Origin of the sequence: Melittangium boletus DSM 14713, from assembly GCF_002305855.1 — a bacterium.
In the GTDB taxonomy this organism is placed as follows: domain Bacteria; phylum Myxococcota; class Myxococcia; order Myxococcales; family Myxococcaceae; genus Cystobacter; species Cystobacter boletus.
On sequence record NZ_CP022163.1, the window covers coordinates 3,001,126 to 3,027,749 of the forward strand.

At 68.7% G+C, this 26,624-nt stretch carries 24 protein-coding genes; 16 read left to right on the forward strand and 8 right to left on the reverse strand.

Annotated elements, in window-relative coordinates:
• The first annotated feature begins 7 nt into the window (after positions 1 to 7).
• The 7 genes from MEBOL_RS12460 to MEBOL_RS12490 all read left to right on the forward strand — a co-directional run bounded on the left by MEBOL_RS12460 (position 8) and on the right by MEBOL_RS12490 (position 7,500).
• Positions 8 to 682 carry a 7-carboxy-7-deazaguanine synthase QueE gene (locus tag MEBOL_RS12460; protein WP_218920895.1) on the forward strand — a complete coding sequence of 225 codons (675 nt, stop codon included), beginning with the start codon at positions 8 to 10 and terminating at the stop codon, positions 680 to 682.
• 1 nt (position 683) lies between these two features.
• The gene (gene folE / locus MEBOL_RS12465) at positions 684 to 1,310 is read left to right on the forward strand and encodes a GTP cyclohydrolase I FolE (protein ID WP_095977641.1); all 627 of its coding nucleotides are present in this window, start codon (positions 684 to 686) and stop codon (positions 1,308 to 1,310) included.
• Between the two features lie 20 nt (positions 1,311 to 1,330).
• Entirely contained in the window at positions 1,331 to 2,488 is a 1,158-nt protein-coding gene (gene guaB / locus MEBOL_RS12470) for an IMP dehydrogenase (protein WP_095977642.1), read from the forward strand.
• 143 nt (positions 2,489 to 2,631) lie between these two features.
• Complete coding sequence (locus tag MEBOL_RS12475) at positions 2,632 to 3,237, forward strand: UbiX family flavin prenyltransferase (RefSeq protein ID WP_095977643.1); 606 nt, start codon at positions 2,632 to 2,634, stop codon at positions 3,235 to 3,237.
• Positions 3,238 to 3,295: 58 nt separating this feature from the next.
• On the forward strand, positions 3,296 to 4,600 hold the full coding sequence (locus tag MEBOL_RS12480; RefSeq protein ID WP_095977644.1) for an adenylosuccinate synthase: 1,305 nt from the start codon (positions 3,296 to 3,298) through the stop codon (positions 4,598 to 4,600).
• Between the two features lie 138 nt (positions 4,601 to 4,738).
• Positions 4,739 to 6,349 carry an amidohydrolase family protein gene (locus MEBOL_RS12485; protein ID WP_245919696.1) on the forward strand — a complete coding sequence of 537 codons (1,611 nt, stop codon included), beginning with the start codon at positions 4,739 to 4,741 and terminating at the stop codon, positions 6,347 to 6,349.
• Positions 6,350 to 6,363: 14 nt separating this feature from the next.
• Positions 6,364 to 7,500 carry an epoxide hydrolase family protein gene (locus MEBOL_RS12490; protein ID WP_095977645.1) on the forward strand — a complete coding sequence of 379 codons (1,137 nt, stop codon included), beginning with the start codon at positions 6,364 to 6,366 and terminating at the stop codon, positions 7,498 to 7,500.
• A gap of 45 nt (positions 7,501 to 7,545) precedes the next feature.
• On the opposite strand, the gene MEBOL_RS12495 is transcribed toward MEBOL_RS12490, so the two are convergent.
• Both MEBOL_RS12495 and MEBOL_RS12500 read right to left on the reverse strand, forming a co-directional pair.
• A complete protein-coding gene (locus tag MEBOL_RS12495; RefSeq protein WP_095977646.1) occupies positions 7,546 to 9,408 on the reverse strand; it encodes an RICIN domain-containing protein in 1,863 nt (620 codons plus the stop codon).
• Between the two features lie 117 nt (positions 9,409 to 9,525).
• Positions 9,526 to 10,755: an ATP-binding protein gene (locus MEBOL_RS12500; protein WP_157774908.1), complete on the reverse strand. Its 1,230-nt coding sequence runs from the start codon at positions 10,753 to 10,755 to the stop codon at positions 9,526 to 9,528.
• Positions 10,756 to 10,844: 89 nt separating this feature from the next.
• Here MEBOL_RS12500 and MEBOL_RS12505 point away from each other — a divergent pair, with 89 nt between their 5' ends.
• The 7 genes from MEBOL_RS12505 to MEBOL_RS12535 are packed head-to-tail and all read left to right on the forward strand — an operon-like array spanning position 10,845 to position 17,449.
• Positions 10,845 to 12,263 (forward strand): NAD(P)-binding domain-containing protein, encoded by a 1,419-nt coding sequence (locus MEBOL_RS12505; RefSeq protein WP_095977648.1) that lies wholly within the window; start codon positions 10,845 to 10,847, stop codon positions 12,261 to 12,263.
• Positions 12,260 to 13,621, forward strand: a complete 1,362-nt coding sequence (gene allB / locus MEBOL_RS12510) for an allantoinase AllB (RefSeq protein ID WP_095977649.1) — start codon at positions 12,260 to 12,262, stop codon at positions 13,619 to 13,621. The genes MEBOL_RS12505 and allB overlap by 4 nt, the downstream gene beginning before the upstream one ends.
• A 27-nt stretch (positions 13,622 to 13,648) precedes the next feature.
• Positions 13,649 to 14,671, forward strand: a complete 1,023-nt coding sequence (gene alc, locus MEBOL_RS12515) for an allantoicase (RefSeq protein WP_095977650.1) — start codon at positions 13,649 to 13,651, stop codon at positions 14,669 to 14,671.
• Entirely contained in the window at positions 14,668 to 15,177 is a 510-nt protein-coding gene (gene uraD, locus MEBOL_RS12520) for a 2-oxo-4-hydroxy-4-carboxy-5-ureidoimidazoline decarboxylase (RefSeq protein ID WP_095977651.1), read from the forward strand. The genes alc and uraD overlap by 4 nt, the downstream gene beginning before the upstream one ends.
• Positions 15,174 to 15,515, forward strand: a complete 342-nt coding sequence (uraH, locus tag MEBOL_RS12525) for a hydroxyisourate hydrolase (protein ID WP_095977652.1) — start codon at positions 15,174 to 15,176, stop codon at positions 15,513 to 15,515. Before uraD ends, uraH begins: the two co-directional genes overlap by 4 nt.
• A 12-nt stretch (positions 15,516 to 15,527) precedes the next feature.
• The gene (locus MEBOL_RS12530) at positions 15,528 to 16,874 is read left to right on the forward strand and encodes a DUF6986 family protein (protein ID WP_095977653.1); all 1,347 of its coding nucleotides are present in this window, start codon (positions 15,528 to 15,530) and stop codon (positions 16,872 to 16,874) included.
• 23 nt (positions 16,875 to 16,897) lie between these two features.
• Positions 16,898 to 17,449 (forward strand): glutathione peroxidase, encoded by a 552-nt coding sequence (locus tag MEBOL_RS12535; protein WP_095977654.1) that lies wholly within the window; start codon positions 16,898 to 16,900, stop codon positions 17,447 to 17,449.
• A 36-nt stretch (positions 17,450 to 17,485) separates the two neighbouring features.
• On the opposite strand, the gene MEBOL_RS12540 is transcribed toward MEBOL_RS12535, so the two are convergent.
• From MEBOL_RS12540 to MEBOL_RS12565, 6 genes are all read right to left on the reverse strand, one after another.
• Positions 17,486 to 18,826, reverse strand: a complete 1,341-nt coding sequence (locus tag MEBOL_RS12540) for a hypothetical protein (protein ID WP_095977655.1) — start codon at positions 18,824 to 18,826, stop codon at positions 17,486 to 17,488.
• On the reverse strand, positions 18,823 to 20,988 hold the full coding sequence (locus MEBOL_RS12545) for a hypothetical protein (RefSeq protein WP_245919698.1): 2,166 nt from the start codon (positions 20,986 to 20,988) through the stop codon (positions 18,823 to 18,825). The genes MEBOL_RS12540 and MEBOL_RS12545 overlap by 4 nt, the downstream gene beginning before the upstream one ends.
• A gap of 74 nt (positions 20,989 to 21,062) precedes the next feature.
• Positions 21,063 to 21,620, reverse strand: a complete 558-nt coding sequence (locus MEBOL_RS12550) for a response regulator transcription factor (RefSeq protein WP_095977656.1) — start codon at positions 21,618 to 21,620, stop codon at positions 21,063 to 21,065.
• On the reverse strand, positions 21,617 to 22,912 hold the full coding sequence (locus MEBOL_RS12555) for an ATP-binding protein (RefSeq protein WP_095977657.1): 1,296 nt from the start codon (positions 22,910 to 22,912) through the stop codon (positions 21,617 to 21,619). Before MEBOL_RS12555 ends, MEBOL_RS12550 begins: the two co-directional genes overlap by 4 nt.
• A 6-nt stretch (positions 22,913 to 22,918) precedes the next feature.
• On the reverse strand, positions 22,919 to 24,160 hold the full coding sequence (locus MEBOL_RS12560) for a zinc ribbon domain-containing protein (RefSeq protein ID WP_157774909.1): 1,242 nt from the start codon (positions 24,158 to 24,160) through the stop codon (positions 22,919 to 22,921).
• Entirely contained in the window at positions 24,157 to 25,143 is a 987-nt protein-coding gene (locus tag MEBOL_RS12565; RefSeq protein ID WP_095977659.1) for a site-2 protease family protein, read from the reverse strand. Before MEBOL_RS12565 ends, MEBOL_RS12560 begins: the two co-directional genes overlap by 4 nt.
• 208 nt (positions 25,144 to 25,351) lie before the next feature.
• Here MEBOL_RS12565 and MEBOL_RS12570 point away from each other — a divergent pair, with 208 nt between their 5' ends.
• Both MEBOL_RS12570 and MEBOL_RS12575 read left to right on the forward strand, forming a co-directional pair.
• Complete coding sequence (locus MEBOL_RS12570) at positions 25,352 to 25,702, forward strand: hypothetical protein (protein WP_095977660.1); 351 nt, start codon at positions 25,352 to 25,354, stop codon at positions 25,700 to 25,702.
• An 88-nt stretch (positions 25,703 to 25,790) separates the two neighbouring features.
• On the forward strand, positions 25,791 to 26,558 hold the full coding sequence (locus MEBOL_RS12575; RefSeq protein WP_095977661.1) for a hypothetical protein: 768 nt from the start codon (positions 25,791 to 25,793) through the stop codon (positions 26,556 to 26,558).
• The last annotated feature ends 66 nt before the right edge of the window (positions 26,559 to 26,624 follow it).

Consider the following 26,624-nt stretch of genomic DNA (forward strand, 5'->3'; position numbering starts at 1 on the left):
CAATCCCATGCGTCCGCAGGAGGACTCGGACGGCCAGAAGCTCTGGGTCCAGGAGGTCTTCTACACCCTGCAAGGTGAGGCGATCTTCGCGGGCCAGCCCGCGGTGTTCGTCCGACTCGGCGGGTGCAACCTGCGCTGCTATTGGTGCGACACCGACTTCGAGTCCTCCACCTACAACCCCTCGCTCGACGAACTCGTGGCGCACGTGGAGTCCGTCCGGCCAGCGGTCTGTGATCTGATCGTCATCACCGGTGGGGAACCGCTCCGGCAGAACATCAATCCCTTCGTCACCCGGCTGCTGGAGAAGGGGCTGCGGGTCCAGATCGAGACGAGTGGTTCGCTCAACCTGGATCTGCCCGAGCATCCCCGCCTGTTCTTCCTGTGCAGCCCGAAGACAACCAAGCTGCACCCGGGCATCGCTCCGAGGATTTCCGCGTTCAAGTACGTGGTGGCCTTGGGCGAGACCGATCCCCAGGACGGACTGCCCGTCATGTCGACGCAGAAGCGAGACATGGCCGCGCGCATCGCGCGCCCCGTGGAAGGCTCTCGCGTCTATGTCATGCCTCGCGACGACCAGGATCCGGAGCGCAATCGTGCGAACATGCAGGAGTGCGCGAGGATCGCTATGACGTTTGGATACACGCTGACCCTTCAAACCCACAAACTGCTGGGGATCAACTAAAATGAGTTCACTGCGATTGCAGCCCGTTTCGAGCGAGACGACGACCGACGACGCCGCCGAGCCGGTGTCGGCGGATGACCTGCGCTTCGAGAAGAACATCGAGGAAATCCTCGGCCTGGTGGGAGAGGACACCAGCCGGGAGGGCCTTCTCGAGACGCCCCGCCGCGTGCGCAAGGCCTGGCGGGAGTGGACGGAGGGCTACGCCATGGAGCCCAACCGCGTCCTCAAGAGCTTCGTGGATGGCGCCTCGGATCGGGACGAGATGGTCCTGGTGCGCGACATCCCCGTCTATTCCCACTGCGAGCACCACCTGGCGCCCTTCTTCGGCGTCGCTCACGTCTGCTACATCCCGACGGGTCGCATCGTGGGCCTTTCCAAGCTGCCCCGCCTGGTGGATATCTTCTCCCGGCGCTTGCAGGTCCAGGAGCGGCTGACCCAGCAGATCGCCCAGGCGCTCGATGATTGCCTCTCTCCGCAGGGCGTGGGCGTCATCGTCCAGTGCCGCCATCTGTGCATGGAGTCGCGGGGCATCCGCAGCCGCAAGGCGGAGACCACCACGGCGGCCTACCGGGGCCTGCTCAAGACCGACTTGAGCATGCGCGCCGAGTTCATGGAACGCACCCGCTAGCGCGCATCGAGGAAGAACCCATGATCACCAAGAACAGCCCCATCACCATGGGGCTCACCTTCGACGACGTCCTGCTGATTCCGCGCAAGACCTCGGCCACCAGCCGCGGCATCGTCGACATCTCGAACCAGCTGTCGCCGCGCATCCGGGTCCACCTGCCCATCGTGTCAGCCAACACGCCCTGGTGCACGGAGTCCGCGCTGGCCATCGCCATGGCCCGCAACGGAGGCATCGGCTTCATCCACCGCATGTGCCTGCCGGAGCACCAGGCGGAGCAGGTGCGGTTGACCAAGGCAGCGGCCTGTAGCGCCTCGGAGTTTCCCCTTGCCTCGAAGGACAAGGATGGACGGTTGCTGGTCGGAGCCGCCATTGGCGTGAGGGATGACTACCTGGCGCGCGCGGAGCTGCTGGTGCGCAGCGGGGCGGACATCCTCGTCATCGACATCGCGCATGGGCACGCGGATTACGCGCTCGAGACCATCTCGCTCATCAAGTCCCGCTACCCCAACGTGGAGATCGTCGCGGGCAACATCGCCACGGGCGAGGCCGCGCGAGACCTCATCAACGCGGGCGCGGACGTCTTGAAGGTGGGCGTGGGTCCTGGCTCCGTCTGCACCACGCGCATCGTCACCGGCGCGGGCGTTCCCCAGCTGACGGCCATCCTCGACTGCGTCGATGTGGCGCGCCCCCACCGGATTCCCGTCATCGCCGATGGCGGCATCCGCTCCTCCGGAGACATGGCCAAGGCGCTCGCGGCGGGTGCCTCGACGGTCATGCTCGGCAGCCTGCTGGCGGGAACCGATGAGAGCGTGGCGGCGCTCATGGAGGTCGATGGCGTCAAGTACAAGGTCTCCACGGGCTTCGTGACCCTGGGCGTGAAGCTCACCCTCAAGCGGCTCGAGAATCAGAAGGTCACGAAGGAGGAATTCAACCGCTACACGCCCGAGGGCATCGAGGCCACCTTCCGCTACTCGGGCACCGCCGCCGACACGCTGGCCCAGTACGCCGGAGGCATTCGCTCCAGCTACAGCTACAGCGGCGCGACGAACACGGCCGAGTTCCTGGAGAAGGCCGCCTTCATGCAGGTCTCTCCCGCGGGCTTCGCCGAGGGCAAGCCGCACGCCCAGACCTCCTCCAAGCAGGTGCATCCGGACTACTCGAAGCTCCTGGTCGATTGACCGGCCGGCCTGGCGGCCATGACACTCACGTGAGACAACGCCCGGTGTGTGCCCAGCACACACCGGGTGGGTGACGTGCTCGCGGCCTGGAGCGTCGCGGGAACGCCTTGTGCTGGGTCGCCTTTTGAGAGATTAAACAAGAGATGAAGCGAATTGTCGTTGGGATCACGGGCGCGAGCGGAGCGATCTACGCCAAGCGAGTGGTCGAGCTGTTGACGGAGGCGGGCGTCCACGTCCATCTGGCCATGTCGGGGCTTGGCAGACGGCTGCTCCACGATGAGCTGGGGATGAAACAGTTCGACGCCAATACCCTGGCGGGAGGACGCTCCCACCTCCTGACGATGTACCAAAGCAGTGACATGGGGGCCACCATCGCCTCCGGTTCATTTCCCCACGACGGGATGATCATCGTGCCGTGCTCCAGCAACACGATGGCCGCGATCGCCTCGGGGGTGACGAGCACGCTGGTTCACCGGGTGGCGAGCGTGACGCTCAAGGAGCGTCGGCGGCTCGTCGTCGCGCACCGCGAGACACCGTTGAGCCACATCGACATCCTCAACATGCAGCGGTTGAGTGAGGCGGGTGCCGTCATCGTGCCGTTGGCACCGGGCTTCTACATGATGCCCAAGACGATCTCCGATCTCGTGGACTTCATGGCGGGCCGACTCCTGGATCTCGTGGGGGTTCCGCATTCGCTCAACACACGCTGGGAGCAGCAGTCCCTCAAGGGTCCCGTCGCGGGCGACTGAGCTGGCGAAGCACTCGGCCGGTGCACAATCGAAGCAGCCACCGAAGGACATACACGCAATGGCGAAGAACGTCGTGGTCGTCGGGTTGCAGTGGGGCGACGAGGGCAAGGGAAAGGTCGTTGATTGGCTGACGGAGCATGCCCAGGGTGTCGTGCGATTCCATGGCGGCCACAACGCCGGACATACCCTCGTCGTCGATGGAGTCGATTACAAGCTCAACCTCGTGCCCTCCGGCATCGTCCGCAAGGGCGTGCAGTGCTACATCGGCAATGGGGTGGTGCTCGAGCCCCACCATCTGCTCGCCGAGTGCAAGGCCTTGGAAGCACGTGGGTTGGAGGTGCGCTCGCGCCTCAAGGTGAGCCCTGGATGTCCGCTCATCTTCAGCTACCACTCCGCGCTCGATATCGCGAGGGAGGCGGCGAAGGGGGCCGGAAAGATTGGGACCACCGCCAAGGGAATTGGTCCGATCCATGAAGACAAGGTGGCACGCCGCTCACTGCACGTCTACGACCTGTTCCACCCCCAGCGCTTCGGCGAGAAGCTCAAGGAGGTGCTCGACTACCACAACTTCGTGTTGACCCAGCGCTTCGGCGCCAGCGCGATTTCCTATCAAGCGATCTACGATCAGGCGATGGCGGACGCGGAGGAACTCCACCCGCTGGTGGCGGACGTGTCCGCGGCGCTGTACCAGGCGAACAAGGCTGGCCACAACCTGCTGTTCGAAGGCGCGCACGGCACGATGCTCGACATCGACCATGGCACGTACCCATTCGTCACCTCGAGCAACTGCGTCGCGGGTCAAGCGGCGGCCGGGTCTGGCATTGGCCCGGGAATGCTGCATCACGTCCTCGGCATCGCCAAGGCCTACTGCACCCGCGTGGGCGGCGGCCCGTTCCCGAGCGAGTTGGATATCGCGACGGCCGATACGCCTGGATACCAGATGTCGACCAAGGGGCGTGAGTTCGGCACGGTGACCGGCCGCAAGCGCCGCTGTGGCTGGCTCGATGTGGCCGCGCTCAAGCGCGCGGTGCAACTCAACGGCGTTTCCAGCCTGTGTATCACCAAGCTCGACATCCTCGATGGCTTGCCGGAGCTCAAGCTCTGCACCGGTTACAAGCTCGATGGGAAGACCGTGGAGCTCCTGCCACTCGGAGCCGACGACGTGGCCCGCTGCGAGCCCATCTACGAAGCGCTGCCTGGCTGGAAGGAAAATACCTTCGGCGCCAGGTCCCCCGAGGCGCTGCCGGCCAACGCTCGCGCCTATCTCCAGCGCATCGAGCAGCTGTGCGAGGTTCCGATCAACACGGTTTCGACGGGCCCCGCGCGCGAGGAGATGATCCTCAAGCAGCACCCGCTCGCCTGAGTCATGCTCCCAGGGGTGGGGGCACTCAACGCCCCCCCCCGCCGGACGAAACGCCGACAAACAACACTCCGGAGGCGATTTCACTCCGGGTGGCCGCGCGTCTCCTCTAGGGTGCTGAGTCTTCCCGACAGGAGACACATGAACAACAAGAACCTCAACCTTGGATGGATGGTTGTCGCGGCGCTCGGCATGAGCGCGTGCGGTGACGAGACGAAGCCGAACCCCGAGCCGAATCCCGCGGCGCCGACGCGGGAGGACGTGGTGCGCGATCACATGGAGTCGCTGCGCGGCGACTCCGCTGCGCTCGGCGCCTTCCTGCTCGCCATGCCCAAGGGGGCGGACCTGCACAGCCACACCTCGGGCGCCATCACCACCGAGAAGCTGATCGAGTGGGGCGCGGAGGACGGCGCGTGCGTGAATACGACGACCTACGTGGCCAGCAACCCGTGCGCGGCCGGAACGACGCCCCTGGCCGACGCCTGGGCGGACCGGGCCTTCTACGACGCCGTGCTGGGCGCCTGGTCCATGCAGAACCACACGGGCTCGCTGCTGGAGGCGCACCAGCACTTCTTCGACGCCTTCGGCAAGTACGGCGCGGTGCAGACCGACGCGCGCAATGACGACAGCTACGCGGACATCCTCTCGCGCGCCGGCAATCACCACCAGGTCTACGTGGAGCTGATGCAGGGCTTTGGCGCGAGCACCGGTGGCCGGATCGCCGAGGGGCTTTTCACCGCCTCGGACAACTGGGACGCGGCGACCCTGCTGGCCAAGCGCGAGCAGCTCATCGCGCTGCCCGACTTCCAGGCCTCGATCGACCGGCAGGCCGCCAGCATCGCGGCGACCCTGAAGGGTGCCCGGGAGCTGCTCAAGTGCGGCACCGCCCAGGCGGATCCAGGCTGTGACGTGGAGGTGCGGCTGCTCTCCTCGGCCAACCGCACGGCGGAGCGCGCGAACGTCTTCGGCCAGTGGGTGCACGCCTATGAGCTGGCCCAGCGCGTGCCCGAGGTCGTGGGCGTCAACCTCGTGTCCCCCGAGGAGAACGAGAAGTCGCTCGCGTACTACGACGACGAGATGTTCGCCCTGGGCACGCTGGATGACTTCAATGACAACACGGTGGGCCGCAAGACGGTCCACATCTCCCTGCACGCCGGCGAGCTCATCCCCGCCGTGCTCAAGGCCCAGGATCAGCAGCACCTGCGCTTCCACATCCGCAACGCCGTGGAGAAGGCCCACGCGGAGCGCATCGGCCACGGCGTGGACGTGCTGGGCGAGACGGCCGGCGATGGCGCCGCGGACCTCCTGCGGGACATGCACGACCTGGATGTCATGGTGGAAATCTGCCTGACCTCCAACCGCGTCCTGCTCGGCGCCTCGGGCGCGCAGCACCCGCTCGCCGCGTACCTGGAGAACAAGGTGCCGGTGGCCCTGGCGACGGATGACTCGGGCATCCTGCGCGGAGACATCACCCAGGAGTACATCGCGGCCGCCACCGACCAGAAGCTCGACTACAAGACGCTCAAGCAGATGGCGCGCGCCAGCCTGGAGCACGCGTTCGTGGAAGGCGGCAGCCTCTGGGCCAAGCGCGATGACTTCACGACCACGGTGGAGGCCTGTGCCCAGGAGAAGCTCGGAGAGGTCGCCACGTCGGCCAGCTGCAAGACCTACCTCACCTCCCACAAGCGCGCCGCGCTCCAGTGGAAGCTGGAGACGCAGCTCGCCACCTTCGAGAATCAGTTCGTGAAGTAGACCCAGGAGGCTCCATGCCGCCCCGCCCCTATCGCATCGACGTCGCCCAGGAAGTCCTCGCGGATCTCCACCATCGCCTGGACGCCACGCGTTTCCCGGAGCCGCTTCCGGGCGCGCCCTGGGCGCACGGCGCGCACGTCGCCTACGTGCGCGAGCTGTGCGAGTACTGGCGCCACGCCTACGACTGGCGCCAGTACGAGGCGGAGCTCAACCGCCATCCCCAGTTCCTGTGCGAAGTGGACGGCGTGGAGCTGCATTTCTGGCATGTGCGCGGCAAGGGCCCCTCGCCCATGCCCCTGTTGCTCATCCACGGCTGGCCCGGGTCCATCCTCGAGTTCCACCACCTCATCGGGCCCCTGACGGATCCCGCCGCGCACGGAGGCGACGCGGCGGATGCGTTCGACGTGGTCATCCCGGCGCTGCCCGGCTACGGCTTCAGCGGCAAGCCCCGGGAGCCCGGCTGGAGCGCCACGCGCGTCGCCGCGGCGTTCGACCGGCTCATGGTGGAGCACCTCGGCTACCCCCGCTATGGCGCGCAGGGCGGGGATTGGGGCGCCATCACCACCATCGAGCTGGGCCTCCATCATGGTGCCCACCTCGCGGGCATCCACCTCAACATGCCCCTCGCCGGGCCTCCGCCAGGACAAGAGACGAGCGACGAGACCCGGCGGTACGCCCAGGCGATGGCGGCGCGCCATGCGGCCGAGGGCGCCTACAGCCAGGTGCAGGGCACCAAGCCCCTGTCGCTCGCCATCGCGCAGAGCGACTCACCCGCGGGGCTCGCCGCGTGGATGGTCGAGAAGTTCCGCACCTGGAGCGACTGTGACGGAGAGGTGGAGCGCCGCTTCTCCAAGGACTGGCTGCTCACCAACCTGATGTTCTACTGGGCGCCCAACAGCATCGCGAGCGCGGCCAACCTCTATTACGAGACCTTTGGCGCCCACTTCCCCGACCTCCGAGGCCAGGTGCGCGTGCCCACGGGGGTGGCCCGCTTCCCCCGGGAGATCGTCCAGCCCCCTCGCTCCTGGCTGGAGCACCGCTTCGACCTGCGGCGCTACACGGAGATGCCTCGGGGCGGGCATTTCGCCGCCGTCGAGGAGCCGGAGCTGTTCCTCGACGACGTGCGCGCGTTCTTCCGCACGCTCCGCTAGGACCGACGGGGACCCGTTCCCACACGGGCCCCCGCGTCCCCGGGACTACCGCAGGTTCCAGCTCTGGTTGGTGCCGCCGTGGCAGGAGTACTGGACCAGCTTGGCGCCGTCATCGATCGAGGCGCTCTGCACGTCGACACACTTGCCGCTGTTGACGTTCGCCAGCGAGTAGCCGCCACCGCTGCTGGTCAGGCGGAAGGCCTGGGCGTTGGTGCCGTTGCAGTCCCACTGCTGCACGATGCCGAAGTCGTCCGTGCTGGAGTTGGAGATGTCCAAGCACTTGCCGCTGTTGACGTTGACCAGGTTGAAGGCGCCGCCCGCGGCCGCCTGGAGGCGGAAGGCCTGGGCGTTGGTGCCATTGCAGCTCCACTGCTGGAGCTGCGTGCCGCTGCCGAGGTTGGAGCCCGGCACGTCCATGCACTTGCCGCTGTGCTGCGCGGCCAGGCGCACCACGCTGCCCGGCTGGGGACCGGGAGCCGTGCCGCCACCGGGGAGCGAGCCATCGCTGCACGTGTTGGTGCCCGAGCCGCCACCCGGGAAGGTGACGCGCACGCTGGCCTTGTCGGCCGACTGCGACACCACGGAGATGCTCACGCGGCCGTTCGGGTCCTGGAAGGTGCGGCCCGAGGTGAGGCGCGGATCGCGGTGGGTGTTGGGGTAGTTGGGCGCCAGGTCCAGCAGCAGCGGGTTGCGGTTGCCGCCGTCGGAGCGGAAGTCCTGCGCCACGTCGACGTGCACGCCGGTGTTGACCTCGGGAGCGCCGCCCGGACCCGCGTTGAACGAGGCGAGCGCGGGGTTGCGGTACTCCACCCAGAAGTACAGGGGCCGGCCGTCCACCGTGTCGCCGGTGGGGATCTGCAGGGACTGGATGCCGTTGGACGCGCTCTGGATGGGCACCAGGTCATACGTGGCATCGCGCGAGACGCGCACGTTGTTGCACTTGTCCAGCCACAGCATGGTGGACTTCTGGAAGGCGTTCATGTGCCCCAGGCCGCCGCCCATGGTGTTGAAGGCGTTGCCGTACTCGTCCGGGGGACAGCTCGAGTAGGGGTTGGGCTTGTAGGCGGAGCCCGTGCCACAGCGCGCCGTGGAGGCGTGCCCCAGGCCGAAGCCGTGGCCGAACTCATGCGCGAAGGCGTTCGGATCGGTACAGGTGTAGAGGCTGCCGTCGCCGAACGAGTTGCCCGCCGCCGGAGGCCGGCCCACCCACGCGAGGCCACAGGCACAGTCGGTGAAGCCCGGGTTGTTGGGGATGACGAAGCCCACGTGCGCGTAGACGCTCAGGTCCCGGCCCGCGGCCCTGGCGGCCGCCCGCGCGGCGTTGGCGATGGTGTCCAGGTTGCAGTTGGCCGGCTTGGCCAGGTTCAGCGGCGCCAGCGCGTCGCCCTGCACCGTCCAGGCTCCGTAGGACAGCTCCTTGTAGTACGCGCTCACGGTGTCCAGGCGCTGACGGGCCGTGTTCACGTCAATGCGCGCCGTGGTGCCCGGGAACACCAGCGGGAGGATGGCCACGCGCACCGTCCGGGGCGTGCCGTTCACCAGCGCGTCGCGGGACGTCACCAGGTCCGACTCGGACTTGACCACCTCGAGTGAGCGCACCTGGAGCCGCTCACCCACCTGCCCGGGCTGGCCGCTCGCGAGGGCGTCCGCGGGCTGCGCCTGGACGATGACGTGGTCGCCCGGCTTGACCGACGGCTCGCCCTCGAACGCCAGCTCGAAGCTCTGGCCGTCCGCCGTCCGCAGGCCGTAGCCCATGCGGTGCGTGCCATCCGCGTGGTCCACCGAGAACATGCGCAGCTCGCCCTCGTAGACCGGAAGCTCCTCGGCGCCAGAGCACCCCAGGGCCAGCGCCAACGTCAGGGTCAGCCCCGTTCCTCCAATTCCTCTCACCACGCGACCAGATTGCATGTCTGTCCTCCTCGAGTTCAAGGCGCGCGAAGGTACAGCACGCATGCCTTCATCAGGAAGAGGAAAACGTGTTTAAGCCGCAAAACTTAATTTAACCCGGAAAATTGCAGTCCTCTCTCACCAGAATCCCTCGGTGAGCAGGAGGTCCGACACGCGTTGGATCCGCTTCTGGTACGCCGCGAAAAAGGAGCCGGCTTCCTTCTCCGTCGGGTTGCGCCAGATGAGCTGGGGACCCGCTCCCCCATTGGCGCGCTCGCACAGGACGAAGGCCCGGCGGACATCGTCCACGCTCTCGAAACGCAGCGCGTCGAGCAGCAACGGATTCTGGCTCGTCAGGAACGCCTGCCGCTCCCCCAGCTCCTGAAGACACGCCGGAATCCATTCGTGATGCAGACCGCCCACCAGCTCGTCGGCGATGATCACGTCCCGGGAAGCGTCCGCGTAGGCGAAGAGGGACAGCAGCCGCTTCTGTCCATAACCGAGCAGATCATGGGAGACCTCTTCCCCCGGCTTCTTGAAGAAGAAGCGCAGGTTGCTCAACCGGACGACCTGTTGACCGGGCGCGGGGCCCAGCCGCTCGACGTCGAAGCGCGCGGTCGCGGACTCGTAGCCGAGGATCCGCGCGACCCGGTCCAGGAAGTCCAGCGTCGAGGTCTCCGACGTGCCCTCGGGAACCGGACCCCGGAGGACCTTGAAGAAGGACTGGGGGAATTCCTCGGGACCCCGGGGGGACTTGACGCGGTAGCCCGCGCGGATGAGCTCGAACTCCAGTTCGAGCAGGCGCCCCAGGCGCTCGATGCCCTCGTCCAGCCGGTACGCCCCGACGATGCGGGTGGAGAGGATTTCCTGGGCCAGTTCCTTCGAGGCCGGATCCGGCCGGGCCATCATCAGGGCCAGCCCCAGAGACCAGATGGGGTCTCCCGGAAACACCCGGTCCACGCGGCTCTGGGGGCTGTCGCTCTCGAGGAAGATGTCGTTGGGGAGCACCCGGGCCCGGAGCACCGTCTCGCCCTTCCTCTCGATGGAGAACGAATCGGACCGTTGGAGCACCGACAGGGACTCGCTCACCAGCTCGCCCGACACCATGGACACGGAGGGCTGCTCCACCCGCGTGCTGGACAGGGTGTGCTCGACCTCGAGCGCCGCGCCGGAGACGCGGCAGCGCACCTCCAGGACATCATCCCGCAGCCCATCGTCCGCGCCCATCGAGGCCGACAGCAGCCGCAAGAGCGCCGACTTGCCCGTCCCGTTCCTGCCAAGTACCACGTTGATGCCTGGACGGAACTCAAGCGTCGTCGGGGCGACGTTCCGGAACTTGTTGATCGTGAGCGTCGTCAGCTTGTTCATGGTCCTGTCAACGGCACCACACACCTCTTGGGGGGTCAAGGAAGGGAGGGCCCGTGGCGCGGGGAGACCGGGCATGATTTCAATTCCCCATGTCTCACTCGACCCTCTCCGCGCTCGAAGCCTCGATCCGCCGGGACCTGGAGCGCCTGGACTACCCCAAGCGCCCCTGGGTGCTGCCCCGCCACACCCGTGACGGCCGCGCCATCCTGGACGTGCTCATCATCGGCGGAGGACAGAGCGGGCTCGCCGCCGCGTTCGGCCTCCAGCGCGAGAAGGTGACGAACCTGCTCGTCGTCGACGACAGCCCCGCGGGGCTCGCCGGGCCCTGGAAGACGTTCGCGCGGATGCTCACCCTGCGCACCCCCAAGCACGTCACCGGCCCGGACCAGAACCTGCCCAACCTCTGCATCCAGAGCTGGTACGAGGCCCAGTTCGGCGAGGAAGCCTGGAAGTCGCTCGGCCTCATCCCCAAGGAGACGTGGGCGGACTACCTCCACTGGTACCACCGCTTCCTCGGCATTCCCGTGCGCCACGACACCCGCGCGGGGGCGCTCACCTGGCTGCCCGAGGAGCGCTGCTTCGCCGTCCCCGTGCGGCCCTCCCAGGGAGAAGGGCCCGAGGAGACGCTGCTCGCGCGCAAGGTGGTGCTCGCCATGGGCATCGACGGCTCGGGCCGCTGGGAAGCGCCGTCCGTGGTGATGCACCTGCCGCGCGAGCTGTGGGCGCACACCCATGACGCCATCGACTTCGACGCACTGCGTGGCAAGCGCCTGGGCGTGCTGGGCGCGGGGGCCTCGGCCTTCGACAACGCCTCCGTGGCGCTCGAGCGGGGCGCGGGCGAGGTGCACCTCTTCTACCGCCGCAAGACGCTGCCCACGGTGAACGCCTACCGCTGGGCCGAGTTCGTGGGCTTCCTCAAGCACCACGCGGACCTGCCGGACGCGGACCGCTGGCGCTTCATCCGCCGCATCCTGGAGATGGGGCAGTTGCCGCCGCACGACACGTACCACCGCGCGCGCGCCTTCCCCCAGTTCCACCTGCACGCGGAGAGCCCCTGGCTGAGCACCCGCGCCGTGGGTGGTGCCGCCGAGGTCACCACGCCACACGGCACCTTCACCTTCGACAAGCTCATCATCGGCAGCGGCACCGTGACGGACCTGACACTGCGTCCGGAGCTGGTGAACCTGGTGGCGGACATCGCGCTGTGGAAGGACCGCTACACGCCCCCGCCCGCCGAGGCCCATGAAGACCTGGGGCGCCACCCCTACCTGGGCCCGGGCTTCGAGTTCCAGGAGAAGGTACCCGGCCAGGCGCCCCACCTCGCCTCCGTCTTCAACTACACCTTCGGCGGCTTCGTCTCCCTGGGGCTGGGCGGCGCGAGCATCTCCGGCATGAAGTACAGCCTGCCCCGGCTCGTGTCCGGCATCACCCGCCAGCTCTATGTCGAGGACAAGGACGCCTACTTCGATTCCCTGATGAAGTTCGATGTGAAGGAGTTCGAGCCATGAGCCAGGAGTGGGTGCTGCGCGGCGAGCGCGTCGTGACGGACACGGGCGTGCGCCCGGCGGCGGTGGTGGTGCGCGACGGCAAGGTGGCCGCGGTGGTGGGCCCGTCGGAGGTGCCCTCGGGGCCGCCGGTGACGGACGTGGGCACGAAGGTCATCATGCCCGGCGTGGTGGACAGCCACGCGCACATCAACGAGCCTGGACGCACCGAGTGGGAGGGCTTCGAGACGGCCACGCGCGCGGCGGCCGCGGGCGGCATCACCACGGTGGTGGACATGCCGCTCAACTCCATTCCCGCCACCACGTCGCTCCAGGCGCTCCAGGTGAAGGCCGCCGCCGCCGAGGGCCACTGCACCATCGACTACGGCTTCTGGGGCGGCGTCATCCCCGGCAACGTGGGAGAGCTGGAGGCCATGATCGACGCGGGCGTCACCGGCTTCAAGTGCTTCCTCATCCAGTCCGGCGTGGACGAGTTCCCCCACGTGACGCGCGAGGACCTGGAGCGGGCCATGCCGGTGCTCGCGCGCCGGGGCGTGCCCCTCATCGTCCACGCGGAGATGACGGACGCGGAGGGCCCGCCCCAGGGCGACACGCGCACCTACCAGAGCTACCTCGCCTCGCGCCCGCGCCAGTGGGAGGACGACGCCATCCGCATGATGGTGGAGCTGTGCCGGAAGCACCGCGGGCCCGTGCACATCGTGCACCTGTCGTCCTCGGACGCGCTCGGCACCGTCGCCGCCGCGAAGGCCGAGGGGCTGCCCTTCACCGTGGAGACGTGTCCGCACTACCTCACCTTCGACGCGGAGCACATCCCCGACGGCGCCACCTGGTTCAAGTGCGCGCCCCCCATCCGCGAGTCGGAGAACCGCGAGAAGCTGTGGACGGGCCTGGCGCGCGGCGACATCGACATGGTGGTGTCGGACCACTCGCCCTGCACTCCCGCGCTCAAGCACCTGGAGCACGGGGACTTCGGCAAGGCCTGGGGAGGCATCGCCTCGCTCCAGTTCAGCCTGCCCGCGGTGTGGACGGGCATGCGCGCGCGCGGCCACGGGCTGGAGCAGCTCGTGCGCTGGATGTGCGAGGCCCCGGCCCGGCTCACTGGCCTCGCGGGCCAGAAGGGCTCGCTCACCCCGGGCGCGGACGCGGACCTGCTCGTCTTCGACCCCGAGGCCCCCTTCACCCCCGAGGCCTCGGGCGTGCTGCACCGCCACAAGCTCACCCCCTACTCGGGCCGGCCGCTCGTGGGCGTGGTGGAGCGCACCTGGGTGCGAGGTCAGGAAGTCCACACGCGGGGAGCGCCCGCGCCCGGCCCCACCGGCCGATGGATTCGCCGCCCTGGTACGGCGCGGCCCGTGAAATAAGGTAGTCCCCGAGGAGAACCCGACACCATGAACGCACCCGAGGAAGGCAAGGTCCGCGTCGCCTTCGCCGAGCTCATCGATCTGGCCGCCGAGAAGGTGGGTGGCCGCGCCCTGTACGCCAACGACGAGTTCTTCGCCCCCAAGGAGAACCTGCTCAAGCCGGGGCGAGGCGTCTTCATCCCGGACAAGTACACGGAGTTCGGCAAGTGGATGGATGGCTGGGAGACGCGCCGCAAGCGCGAGCTGCCGGGCCATGACTTCTGCATCCTCCAGCTGGGCCTGCCGGGCACCGTCCGCGGCGTGAACGTGGACACCCACCACTTCCTCGGCAACTTCCCCGAGTACGCCTCGGTGGACGCGCTGGAGGCGCACGGCGAGGTGACGGTCGAGTCGCTGCTCAAGGCCACGTGGACGCCCATCGTCCCGCGCACGAAGCTGGTGGGCGGCACGCAGAACTACATCCCCGTGGCGAGCGAGCAGCGCTGGACACACCTGCGCCTCAACATCTTCCCGGATGGCGGCGTGGCGCGCTTCCGGGTGCACGGCGTGGTGAAGCCGGACCTGGTGAAGATGCGCGCCGGGGAGCTGGTGGACCTGGCGGCTGCGGAGAACGGCGGCACCGTCGTCACCTGCAACGACTCCTTCTTCGGCCCCAAGGACAACCTCATCCTCCCCGGCCGCGCGGCCACCATGGGCGATGGCTGGGAGACGCGGCGCAAGCGCGTGCCGGGCTTCGACTGGATCGTCGTGAAGCTCGCCGTGCCCGGCCACATCGAGCGCGTGGAGGTGGACACCAACCACTTCAAGGGCAACTTCCCCGACATGTGCTCGCTGGAGGGCTGCACGCTTCAGGAGGACATCCTCGACTTCGCCAACGCGCGGGACATCGCCTGGACGGAGATCCTCCCCAAGACGAAGCTCCAGGCGAGCCACCAGCACTTCTTCGATGGCAAGGCGCTGCGCGCCGCGGGGCCCTTCACCCACGTGCGGCTCAACATCTTCCCGGACGGAGGCATCAGCCGCCTGCGGGTGCACGGACGGGTCGCGTGAGCCGGCTCGCGTGGCTCAACGGGCTGTCCGCCGAGGAGGCCCAGGCGGAGTTCATGCGCTGCTGTGGCGTGCGGACCTGGGCGGCGGCGCTCGCCCGGGCGCGGCCCTTCGCGAGCGAGGCGGCCCTGTTCGAGCAGGCCGACGCGCTCTGGGCCCGCACGGGTCCCGAGGAGTGGCGCGAGGCCATGACGCACCATCCGCGCATCGGCGACGTGTCGCGGCTGCGCGAGAAGTACAAGGCCACCGGCGCCTGGAGCGAGCAGGAGCAGCGCGGCATGGAGGGCGCGGGCGGGGACGTGATCCAGGCGCTCGCCGACGGCAACCGGGACTACGAGGCGCGCTTCGGCTTCATCTTCCTCGTGTGCGCCACGGGCAAGAGCGCGGCGCAGATGCTCGGCTTGTTGCGCGAGCGCATATCCAATCCCCCGGACCAGGAGCTGCGGGTCGCGGCGGGAGAGCAGGCGAAGATCACCCATATCCGACTGGAGAAGCTCCTCGCGCCATGAGCACCCTGTCCACCCACGTCCTCGACACGCAGTGGGGCCGCCCGGCGTCCGGCGTCCCCATCACCCTGGAGCAGCAGGCCGGTGACACCTGGCGCGAGCTGGCCCGGGGCACCACCAACGCGGATGGCCGCGTGCGCGACTTCCTGCCCGCGAACACGCGCCTGGAGCCCGGCACCTACCGGATGACGTTCCACACCGCCGAGTACTTCCGCGCCCACCAGACGAAGGGCTTCTACCCGTATGTCTCCGTGGTGTTCGAGCTCGCCTCGACCGAGGAGCACTACCACGTGCCCCTCCTGCTGAGCCCCTTCGGCTACTCCACCTATCGAGGCAGTTGAGGCGCCCGTCCCATGACGACCTCCGCGTTCACCCCGAAGCAACTCGCCGCCACCCGAGCCGCCCTGGAGCGGGCCCACCAGGAGCGCGCCCGCCACACCACGGACGCCATCCCGGGCCGCCAGCCCGTGCACACCCTGTACGGCGGGGCCCACCTCTTCAAAGCGGACACGGCCCGGAAGATGGGGCAGCGGGCCCTGGAGACGATGCGGGAGTACGCCCCGGACGCGCACGCGCTCGCCAGGTGCCTGGACATGGACGAAGGGCTCGCCGAACGGGTCCACGCGCGCGTGACCGCCAAGCTCCACCACGAGCCGGTGGAGGACTTCCGCATCGACTTCGAGGACGGCTACGGCCCCCGCCCGGACGAGGAGGAGGACGGCCACGCCGAGTCCGCCGCGCGCGAGGTGGCCCAGGGACTCTCGGAGGGCGGCCTGCCCCCCTTCCTCGGCATCCGCATCAAGCCGCTCCACCCGGAGCGCTTCGAGCGGAGCACGCGCACCCTGGAGCGCTTCCTCGGCACGCTGCTCGCCGCCACGGGAGGAACCCTTCCCGACCCCTTCGTCATCACGCTGCCCAAGGTCACCTCGCCCGAGGAGGCCGCGGCCCTGGCGCACCTGCTGGAGTTGTTGGAGGCACACCATGGCCTGCGCCCGGGCACGCTGAAGGTGGAGCTGATGGTGGAGTCGCCCCAGGCCCTGTTCGGCGCGGACGGACGCGTCCTGCTGCCGTCGATCGTGGAAGCGGCCAAGGGACGCTGCGTGGGCGTGCACCTGGGGCCGTATGACTACACGGCCAGCGTGGACATCACCGCCGAGCACCAGCGCCTGACGCACCCGGCCTGCGACTTCGCCCGGGAGGTGATGCAGGCGGCGCTCGCGGGCCGGGGCGTGGCGCTCGTGGATGGGCCCACGAGCCTCCTGCCGGTGGGTCCGCACAAGCACCGGGGACCGAGCCCGCTGCCGGAAACCGAATGGGAGACGAACCGCCAGAGCGTGCACCACGCGTGGCGGCTGATGCACTCGAACGTGCGCCATGCCCTGGAGCGGGGCTTCTACCAGGGGTGGGATCTGCACCCCGCCCAGCTGCCGGTGCGCTACGCGACCGTGTATGCCTTCTTCCTGGAGGGCCTGGAGACCACCACGCTCCGGCTCAAGTCCTTCGTCGAGCAGGCCGCGAAGGCCACGCGCATCGGCGGCGTGTTCGACGACGCCGCCACGGGCCAGGGCCTGCTCAATTCATTCTTGCGCGGGCTCGCCTGCGGCGCCATCACGCCGGAGGAAGTCCGGGCCACGGACCTGACCATCGCGGAGCTGCGCGAACGCTCGTTCGTGCGCATCATCGAGAACCGCCGCGGTTGACCCCACCCCCACAGGAGCATCCCATGGACAAGAACATCGCGAACCTGCCGCTCAAGCGCATCGACGGCACCGAGACCTCGCTGGCCACCTACCAGGGCAAGGTGCTGCTGCTCGTCAACGTGGCATCCAAGTGCGGCCTGACGCCCCAGTACGAGGGCCTGGAGAAGTTGCACGAGCAGTACCAGGGCCAGGGACTGGTGGTGATGGGCTTTCCCGCCAACGAGTTCGGCGCGCAGGAGCCGGGCAGCGACGCGGAGATCCAGGAGTTCTGCCGCTCGAACTTCGGCGTGGCCTTCCCCATGTTCTCGAAGCTCGTCGTCAAGGGGCCGGGGCAGCACCCGCTCTACCACTACCTGACGCACACCCAGCCAGACACCTGGTTCCCCCCGCACAGCGAGTTCCGCGCCCGGCTGGAGAAGTACGGCATGAAGCGCGAGACGCTGCACGAGGTGCACTGGAACTTCGAGAAGTTCCTCGTGAGCCGCCAGGGCGAGGTGGTGGGGCGATTCTCACCGGACACCACCCCCGACAACCCCGAGTTCAAGAAGGCCCTCGAGGCGGAGCTCGCCAAGTAAAACGGAGCAGGCTCACGCCTCCGAGCGCACTGCGCTTCAGCCCTGGTGTCGCTCGGCTACGCGATAGAGCCGAGTGAGGGAGAAGTCCAAGAGCGACTGGCGCGAGCGCATGTAGTGGCGTGCCCGGACAAATGGCAACCAGACGCGCCTGCCCACGAGCACCTGGGTCTCCTCGAGCTTCTGACGCGGTATCCACTGGCCGCCGAGGTTGCGCACCAGCACCTGGCCCAGGTAGGCGCCAATGGAGGGTACCGCGTGCGCGTCGATGTTTTCCCTCAGGCGGCTCTTTGGGAAGTCCTCGTGCCAGAAGTAGAAGTCGGCGTCGGTGAGGGACTCGGGCGTCTCCTCGAAGATGGAGGGCACGTGGGTGTGCAGCAGGGCCACGAGGAGCTCGGCGAGGTAGCTGTAATGCTCGCACGCGCGCGCCGGGTCCTCCACGTCCGGAGGCAGGGCGGAGTCGGCGGGACGCCACTCCTCGGGCTCGGGTGGCTGCCACGCGTTGAACTCGGCGATCGTGCGCTGGCGCTCGTGGCTGGCGACGTCATCCACCACGCGCGAGAGGAACTGCGCCATGTCCGGGTGGAAGCGAGGCTCCACGGGGGCGAGCGTGGCGCTGCGCTCGCGCAGGCCGCGCAGCACGGTGTCGAAGTCCAGGTCTGGCCGAAGGTGGCAGTGCGCACGAGCCTGGGCCAGACGCGCCTCCTCGCTGGCGAAGTCCGAGGCGGTGGGCCACGTCACCAGGAGGACGCAACCGTTGGGCAATTCCTCCACCCGCCAGGCTGGAGTGGAGAGCATGCGCTCGCGGCCGACGGATTCCACCAGCTTGGGACCGAAGACGTTGAGCCAGCATACTTCGTAGATCTTGTCGAAACCGTCTCTGAACCGGGTCTCCTGATCGCGGCCGAAGCTGGGAAAGTCCGCCAGGATCATGTCATCACTGCTGTGAGCCACGGCATGGGAGACCGGGTAGCGTGAGGCCCAGGCGCGGACCATCTCCACGAATTCGCCGCAGCGCTCCGCTTCCGCGAAGAAGGAGAGCGGCTTCACGGTAACTGTGATGTGCAACTCGGGCGGATGGGGGGGCAGCCAGAGCCAAAGTGTCATGTCCAACGCCGGCCACTGCGTCCTATAGAGCCCGAGGGCCGTGCTGTCTCCGTCGCGCGCCTCCTCAAGGGCCTTCCAGACGGCGGCGCGAGTGTATTTGCGTGACCGCTTGCCTTTTGTGACGTCCGGCATCCACCCGTCCGCGTGCTCCTCGAGCGCTTGGAGAACAGGTTCCAGCTCGTGCTCCTGTGCCGTTCGTGGATCGAAGGCACCTTTGAAATTGAGCCGGAGGCGATCCTCCGGCTTCAAGTCGTGCACGCTCAGCCGCTTCATTGGAACAGCACCTCCACTTCCGGAAACTTCTTCGTGGTCGCGTCCACGGCTGCATCCATTGCGTCTATATCCTTGGGCTTGAGTACGCCCCCCTCGTAGACGAGGCGGACCCGAGCAATCGGTACTTCGCTACTTCCGCGGAGAAGGCGCTTGAGGGAGTTCCGGCGGATGTCCAGGGTCCCGCCATACTTTCGCAGAGCTTCCCTCGCGTCTTCTATCATCTGTACCTTCAATGCGTTTTCGTCGAGCAGCGTGAGCTCGCGACTCTTGAAGCTGAATGTCTCGACGCGAGGTGGCCTTCCGGCCAGTTCGCTCTCCTCGATGACGAGCACGTCCGCATAGCGCAAGCCATTCCCTGGCTTCTTGACGCCCACGTACTTTTGGATGCGAGGCGTGTGGAATGCCCCGAGGAAGCGACGCTGGGCCCGAGGCAATCTCGCGTCGGCCTCCAACATCTCCACCATGAGACGCTCGAAGGCGAGCCCCCGAGTGAACCGCCCCCACATCTGCTCGTAGGCCGCCCAGCGCAAAGGTCCCTCGACGGCCATGCCTTGTTTGAGCTCCTCCAGGCGCTTCTCGTAATAGGCAACGTACTCACCCCAACGAGGGGTGCCTCCGGCTCCGGGCGGAGGTGCGTCCATGACGGGACGTTGCTTCTCCAGCACCGCCATGTCCTTGGGCAGGCGCGGACCCGTGGCCTCGAGTTCCACCAGCGCCAGCTTGGTCTCCACCACCTCTCGGATGAGACCCGCCCCCTCGTCCACCAGCGAGGCCAGGCCTCCGGGAGGCGCTACCGCACCGGCCCCTTTGAGAGTGGAGCGTGCGGCGTCGTTCGCCACGGGGGCCATCTCACCAGGGCCCGTGCCCGTCCCGTTCCTCACGGCCGAGGAACCCGTGGCCCCAGGCCTGGCCTTGGACATCATCGCTTGCGCTCGGGCCACATTTCCCCGGGCCTCGCGTAGCGCCAGCGCGGCATCCACTCCTCCCACGGCCACGAAGCGGCCCGCTTCCCGGCTGGCGCGGATGTCCCGGGCCAGTTCCCGCAGGCCATCCACGCCGAGTACCGCCTCCAGTTGCCGCGTTATCTCCAGAAGGCCCCTCACTTGTGGCGCCATCGCCTGGAGCCCGTTCCGCAACTGAGTCCCGACACCCGCTGCACTCCGGGTCTCGGCGAGGTAACGCGCCCCCTTGCCCCCCACGTACAGCCCCACCAGCAACACCGCGGGTGCCAACTCGCGCGTGGCCTGCTCGTACTCGCCCCGCGCCAGCGAGGACGCCCCCTGTCCCGTGCCGGCCATCAGCCCGTAGAAGCCCAGCGGTACGCCGAAAGTCAGGTGGTCGAAGCTTCCCACCACCACGTTGCCAGCCGAGAAGTGCTGCTCCATCCATCGCTTCTCCGCCTCGGCGAGAGCCTCCTGATAGTCCGGTGGCAGTTGGTCGCGGATGACGGAGAAGTCGAAGGCCGCCGCGTCGGCACTCATCGAAGTGCTGGAGAGCGCGTCCGCGCCCGCTTGGGCGAGACCCCGGCCGATGTCGTCCCATTGGAAGTCCCGGTCCACACGGGCCGTGGGTTTCAGGCCCCTATGCTCCAGGGCAGCGCGAAAGGAGGGCAGCAGCGCGAGCGTCCGCGTGAGCCGCTTGTCCTGGGCCAGCAGGAAGAGCATCTCCCGGAGGTCATCGTCATGGGTGGTGTCGACGATGAAGAGGGCGACAACCTCGGCGCCGAGGGTTCCAAACCGCTCGGCATGGAGGAGGAAGGAGGTGCGCTTGCGGTTGAGAAGGCTGGAGACATCTTCGCGCGACGTCCCCTGAGCCCCCAACCGCACGGCACTCCAGTCGTCCAAGGCCTCCACCAACCGAGGCATGTCCACGCGCTGTTGCAACGCGAGGAACTCGGCGGGCGAGGTGCATCTGAGGAAGGGGGCCAGAAGTTCCTCCGCGTGGGAGGAGAAGTCGGGCCAGTCCAGAGGCAGGGCCTCTCCTCCACAGGCAATCGGCTCCCCCGATGGACCACCGGAGCCGCTTTTCGCCTCGGCCGGGACAAGCGTCCGGCGCGACGAAGGGTTCGGGGAGTACAGGCCATGGCCGCTCAACAGACCGCCGCGCGGAGCACTCGTCGCGCACCCCGCCAGGAGGACGGCGACGGCCAGGGTCAGCAGCATCCTTCCACCGCCCCGCTTCGTGACACGTCGTCTCACGGAGAGACGCGCACACTCGTTCGTGCGCATCATCAAGGCTACTGGGCGGGGGGATACTTCTGCAGTTTGCGCTGGAGCGACCGCCGGTGCAGCCCCAGGCGCCGGGCCGCCTCGGAGATGTTGCCCCCACAATCCGCGAGCACGCGCTGGATGTGCTCCCACTCCGCCCGGGCGAGCGAGGGCGGCTGGAAGTCCTCCGTCACCTGGGTGGGCTCCCCCGGGCCGCGCGAGAAGGCAAGCAGCAGGTCGTCCACATCCGCCGGCTTGGGCAGGTAGTTGAACGCCCCCAGCTTCACCGCCTCCACCGCCGTGGCGATGCTCCCATAGCCCGTGAGGACGATGATGCGCGTGGAGCCGTCCAGCGCGTGCAGGTCCCTCACCAACTCCAGGCCGCCGCGCCCGGGCATGCGCAGGTCCACCACCGCCACCTCGGGCGACTCCCGCGAGGCCAGGGCGAGCCCTTCCTCGTAGGAGCCAGCGGTGGTCACCTCGAATCCCCGCTCGCGGAAGGCCCGGGCGAGGCGCTCGCGGAACACGCTCTCGTCATCCACCAGCAGCAGGGTGGGCGCGGAGCCAGGAGGCAACGGGCTCGTCATGGAGCCACTTGCACCCGGGAGGCCTCGGGAGACAACGCGGCGGATTGTCGCAGCCCACCGGCCGGCCACGTCAGCGTCACGCGCGTGCCCTGTCCCGGGGTGGAGTCCAGCACCAGTTGGCCCCCGAGCTGATCCAACAGGGCGCGGGTGAGGAAGAGCCCCAGGCCCATGCCCTCGCCCGGGGCCTTGGTGGTGAAGAAGGGCTCTCCGGCCCGCGCGAGCACGTCCGGCGCCATGCCCGCCCCCGAGTCCTCCACGGTGAGCCGCCACGCCTGGGGCTCGCGCACGAGCCCGAGCCGCACGGGAGCGCCAGATGCCGAGGCCTGCAGGGCGTTCTTCACCACGCCCCGGATGACCTGGGAGAAGGAGTGCGCGGAGACGAGCTCGCGCTCCTCGCGTGCCCGGGGGTCCACCTCGGTGAGCACCCGCTCGCGCCCCGGAAGCGCCTCGAGCGCCTGCTCCACCAGCGCCGCGGGCGCGAGCATCGCCAGGGACTCGCCCTGACTCGCCCCCGCGTCGGACGCCATGCGCGCGAGGATGTCCCGGCAGCGCGCCACCTGCTCGCGGATGAGCCGCACGTCCTCCAGCGAGGACGTCTCCTGCCCCGCGCGCGCCAGGTGCCGCTCCAGCTCGCGCGCCACCACGGCGATGGTGGACAGGGGAGTGGACAGCTCGTGCGCGGCGCCCGCGGCCAGCGTGGCCAGGGCCGTCAGCTTGTCATGCCGCGCCGCCGCCGCCCGCGCCGCCACCAGCTCCGCCTCGCGCGCCGCCAACGCCCGCGTCACCCGCTGCACGAAGTAGACGATGAAGCCCGCGGCCAGCGCGAACGCCGCCCACATGCCCTCCAGGTGCCTGCGCATGTCGTGGATGTGGTGGTGCGCCGGCGCACCCACGAACAGCTCGCCGAAGCAGGCGGCGGCCAGCACCATGAGCGCCCACGTCCACCCCTCGTGTAGCACCACCGCCGCGAGCGCGATGTGCACCAGATACAGCGCGCTGAAGGGATTGGAGGCACCCCCGCTCAGCTCCAGCAGCACCGTGAGCAGCACCACGTCCAACGCCATCACCGCCCACGTCAGCCCCTCGGGGATGGGCCGCTCGCGCCGCCGGACCCACAGCCCGAGCGCCGCGTTGCTCGCGGCGCCCACGGCGACGGTGGCGAACAACGGTCCGAGCCGTTGAGGCAGCCCCAGCCCCAGGTGCACCCCGAGGATGATCGCCAGTTGCCCGAAGAGGGCTCCCCAGCGCAGCCGCAGGAGCCATGACAGGTTGATGGCCTGGGCGTCACGCACGGCGCGTCAGGGGCTTCCCCCGGCCATCATCTGGCGCACCTTCACGCCAATGGACACGGCGACGACCAGCAGGAGGAAGAACACCGCGCCCAGGACCGCCACGCGGATCTTCGTGCGCTTGTCCGGCGGCGGCGTGGGCATGAGCAGTGAACCCGCCGAGGCCAACCGCACCACCTCCTCGCGCCCCCGATGAGCGATGGGATCGTCCGGATGGCGCGCCAGACGGATGCGGTAGAGCCGCCCGAGCGCGGGCAGTTCCCCGCGCTCCGAGGCCAGCGCGAGCACCTTGTCATGCGCGCTCCTCGTCTCCCACAGCTCCACCACCCCGAGCCACGTGGAGGCCACCGTGGGCGAGGGCCGCAGCTCGTCGGGCTTGAAGCGCGAGAAGTCGAGTCCGCAGTGAGGGCACACCGCGGCGCCCTCCTTGCGCGTGCCGATGCACTTGGGGCAGAAGCCCGACGGCGGCATGAAGGGATCTTCCGGCCCCGAGGCGGCGGCGGCCGGAGGCACGGCGGGCTCCTGACCACTGTCACGCACCACGCGCAGATTGGGCCCTGGCGAACGCTCGGGCTCGGGAGCCGGTGCGGGCGCGGGTTCGGGCTCGGACCGGGGCGGGGCCGGAACGGACTCGGACGACGTGGTGCGCGCCTTCACCTCCGAGAGCTTCAACACCGTCAGGTTCGCGCCCGCCGCGGGCTCGGGCGCGCTCTGCCGCGAGGACTTGTCCGGGGACTTCTCCCGGGAGGGGGCCGGCGCGGGCGTCTTCACCGGCTCCGCGGCCCGCATGGGCGCGGGCGTCCTCACGCGCTCGTGCACCTTCACCGGCTCGGGTGCGCGCTGGGGCTTGGACTCCAGGGCGGGCGTCAGGACGGGCATGGGCGCCTTCTTGTCCTTGGGGCCCTTGTCCTTGTCCTTGCCCTTGTCGTTGTCCTTCGCCTTGCGGCGGCTCTCCTCGGCCTCGGCCTGGATCGCGGCCAGGAGCTCCGCGGGGACCACCATGCGCCGGGTGGGCTCGTACTCGATGGGATCGGGCTCGGCGTCGTCCAGGGCGAGGGAGATGACCGACTCCGGCTCGGACTCCTTGGCGGCGGCCACCGCGGCGGGACGGGGAGCCCGGCTCTCATCCGTCTCGGGCGCGCCCCGCATCTCCACCTTGCAGCGCGAGCACTTGACCACGAGCAGACCATCCTCCATCCGGACCGATGCCGGGGGGACGAGCCGCTCACAAGCCTCACAGAAGTACTTCACCAGATCACCATTCGGATGGGCACGGGCATGGCACACCCCGCCAAGGCGAGGAAGCATAGCCCGCATACCAGCTTTCGCCCGAGTCCCAATGGCTCGGATGGCCGGGTGACCTCCGGGTGGCCGAAGCCCACCAGCTTGGTGGCCACCAGCAACCAGACGGCCCAGGTGACGGTGTAGAAGAGGGTGAGGAAAAGCAGCACCAGGGCCATGGCCTGGCCGACCCGGCGAGCGTGCCGCCCCCACAGGGCGTACGCCAGATGTCCACCATCGAACTGGCCCACGGGCATGAGGTTGAGCAGCGTCACCAGCAGGCCGAACCAGCCGGCGATGACCACGGGGTGCTCCTGGATGTCCCTGCCCGCCGGAAGGCCGCCCAGCACCAGCCACTTGAGGCCTCGCATGAGCAGGCTGTCACTGAAGATGATGGCCTGGTAGCCGAAGAGCCGGGGCTCCTCCAGGGGAGGCGCCAGGAGGGACAACTTCACCAGGGCCCACTCCCCCGCATGCCGCCCGATGTTCCACAGGGAGGTGTCTCCCGGGAAGGACAGGCCCGAGGCGGGAGGTGCGTCGACCCACTCGGAATGGGCCAGGCCCCACACGAGCAGGGGCAGCGCCACCACCAGCCCCGCGAGCGGCCCCGCGGCCCCGATGTCCACCAACGCGTCGCGGGTGGGGATGCGGCCGCGGATGCGGATGACCGCGCCCAGCGTGCCGATACCCAGGTAGGGCAGCGGAATGAAGTAGGGCAGTGACGCATCCACCCCGTGCAGGCGCGCGAGCACGTAGTGCCCCATCTCGTGCGCGCCGAGGATGGCGAGCAGCGCCGCGCTGAAGGCGAGCGCATGGGTGAGCCGCTCGGCGTCCGGCAGGGGTCCACTGGGAAACGCGTTGTCGAAGGTGAAGGACGTCGTCCCCACGGTCAGCACGAAGAGCAGCAGGTGCAGCCAGAGACGGGGGGCGGGACGAACGGTGGCGCTCTCCATGGGCAACCCACGGGGTAGCAATGCCTCCAGCCTATTTCAATGGATGCGCGGCGCAATGATCACCCCACCGCACACCCCGCCATCCATTGCTTGACTTGAAAAACACCTTTGCTACGACCCCCGCGCAACGCGAAGGCCGGACAGGGGGGCGAGTGACAGGTCCTCTGGTTGATGGTCTCCGTCACATGCTTCTTGGAGGAAACACACAATGAAGAAGGCGATTGTTTCGGCGATTCTGGCGAGCGGTCTCGTGGCGTGCACCAGCGTGGAGACGGCGATCGTCTCGAGCAACGAGGTGGCCGCTTCCGGTGGCGAGCCCATCGCCGTGGTCCAGGGCACCGCCCTCGGCCTGACCGCCATCTTCCACGTCATCGACCTGGTGCAGAGCGACCTGGACACCGTGGTCAACCGCCTGCTGGTCAGCGAGGCCAAGGCCATGGGCGGCAACAAGGTGCAGCTGCTGTCGGCCGGCACCACCCCCCGTCACGGCATCTTCGCGCTGGGCGGCACCATCATCGGCTTCCCCATCTCGCAGGCGAGCGGCGTGGCGGTGAAGTAGTCGTCCCGCTCCATTTGCACGTAGTGTTCGAAGGCCCCCTGGCGACAGCGGGGCCTTCTTCATTTTCCGGCCCGCCCCTCCCCCACCCATGTCCGCTCGCCCGCTGCTCCTGTCCCTGCTCGTCCTCACCGGCTGCCCCAAGGGCGACGACGCGCCCTCGCTGCTCGCCGGAGCCCGGCAACGCCTGGCCGCGCGAGAGGGCCGGCTCACCAGCTACGTGCTCGAGGGCACCGCCCAGGAGGGCACCCAGACGATGGGGTTCCAGTTCGCCTGGCGGGCGCCCCAGAAGATGCTGGGCACGCTCGGAGCCCCCACCCCGCGCACCTGGGCGTGGGATGGCACCCACCTCTTCGAGCGCGACGACGCGGCACGCACCTTCTTCACCTACCAGGACACCCTCACCCCGGAGCGGCGCGTGGGCGTGCTCACCGCGCTCTTCAGCCCCTTCACTCCCGAGGGTTTCCGCGCCCCGCTGCTGCCCGGAGAAGGCGTGAGCGCCCGCCGCGCCACCCACGCTCTCGCCCCCGAGGCCGTGGAGCTGACGGTGAAGCCCGCGGGCAGCGACGTGGAGGTGACGTACGTGATGCGCTGGCCCAGCATGGACTTCCTCGCCAAGCGCATGCGCAGCGGGGCGGACACCTCGGAGCTGCGGGTGGAAGAGGAGCAGTGCGAGGCCCGGCTGGAGCTGTGCGTCCCCCGGAAGCTGACGCAGTGGGCCGGAGCCCAACTGGTGGCCCAGACCGTCATCACCCGGGTGGAACTCAACCCCACCCTGCCCGCGGAGACCTTCACGCTCACCGCGCCCAAGGGTTACGACGTTGGAATGAAGACATTCGCGGCGGAGCAGGCGCCCTAGCAAGCCCTTCCGGGTTGAAGCCCTTCGGGGCCGTCCACACTTTGGGGCGGAAGGAGTGTGACGGCA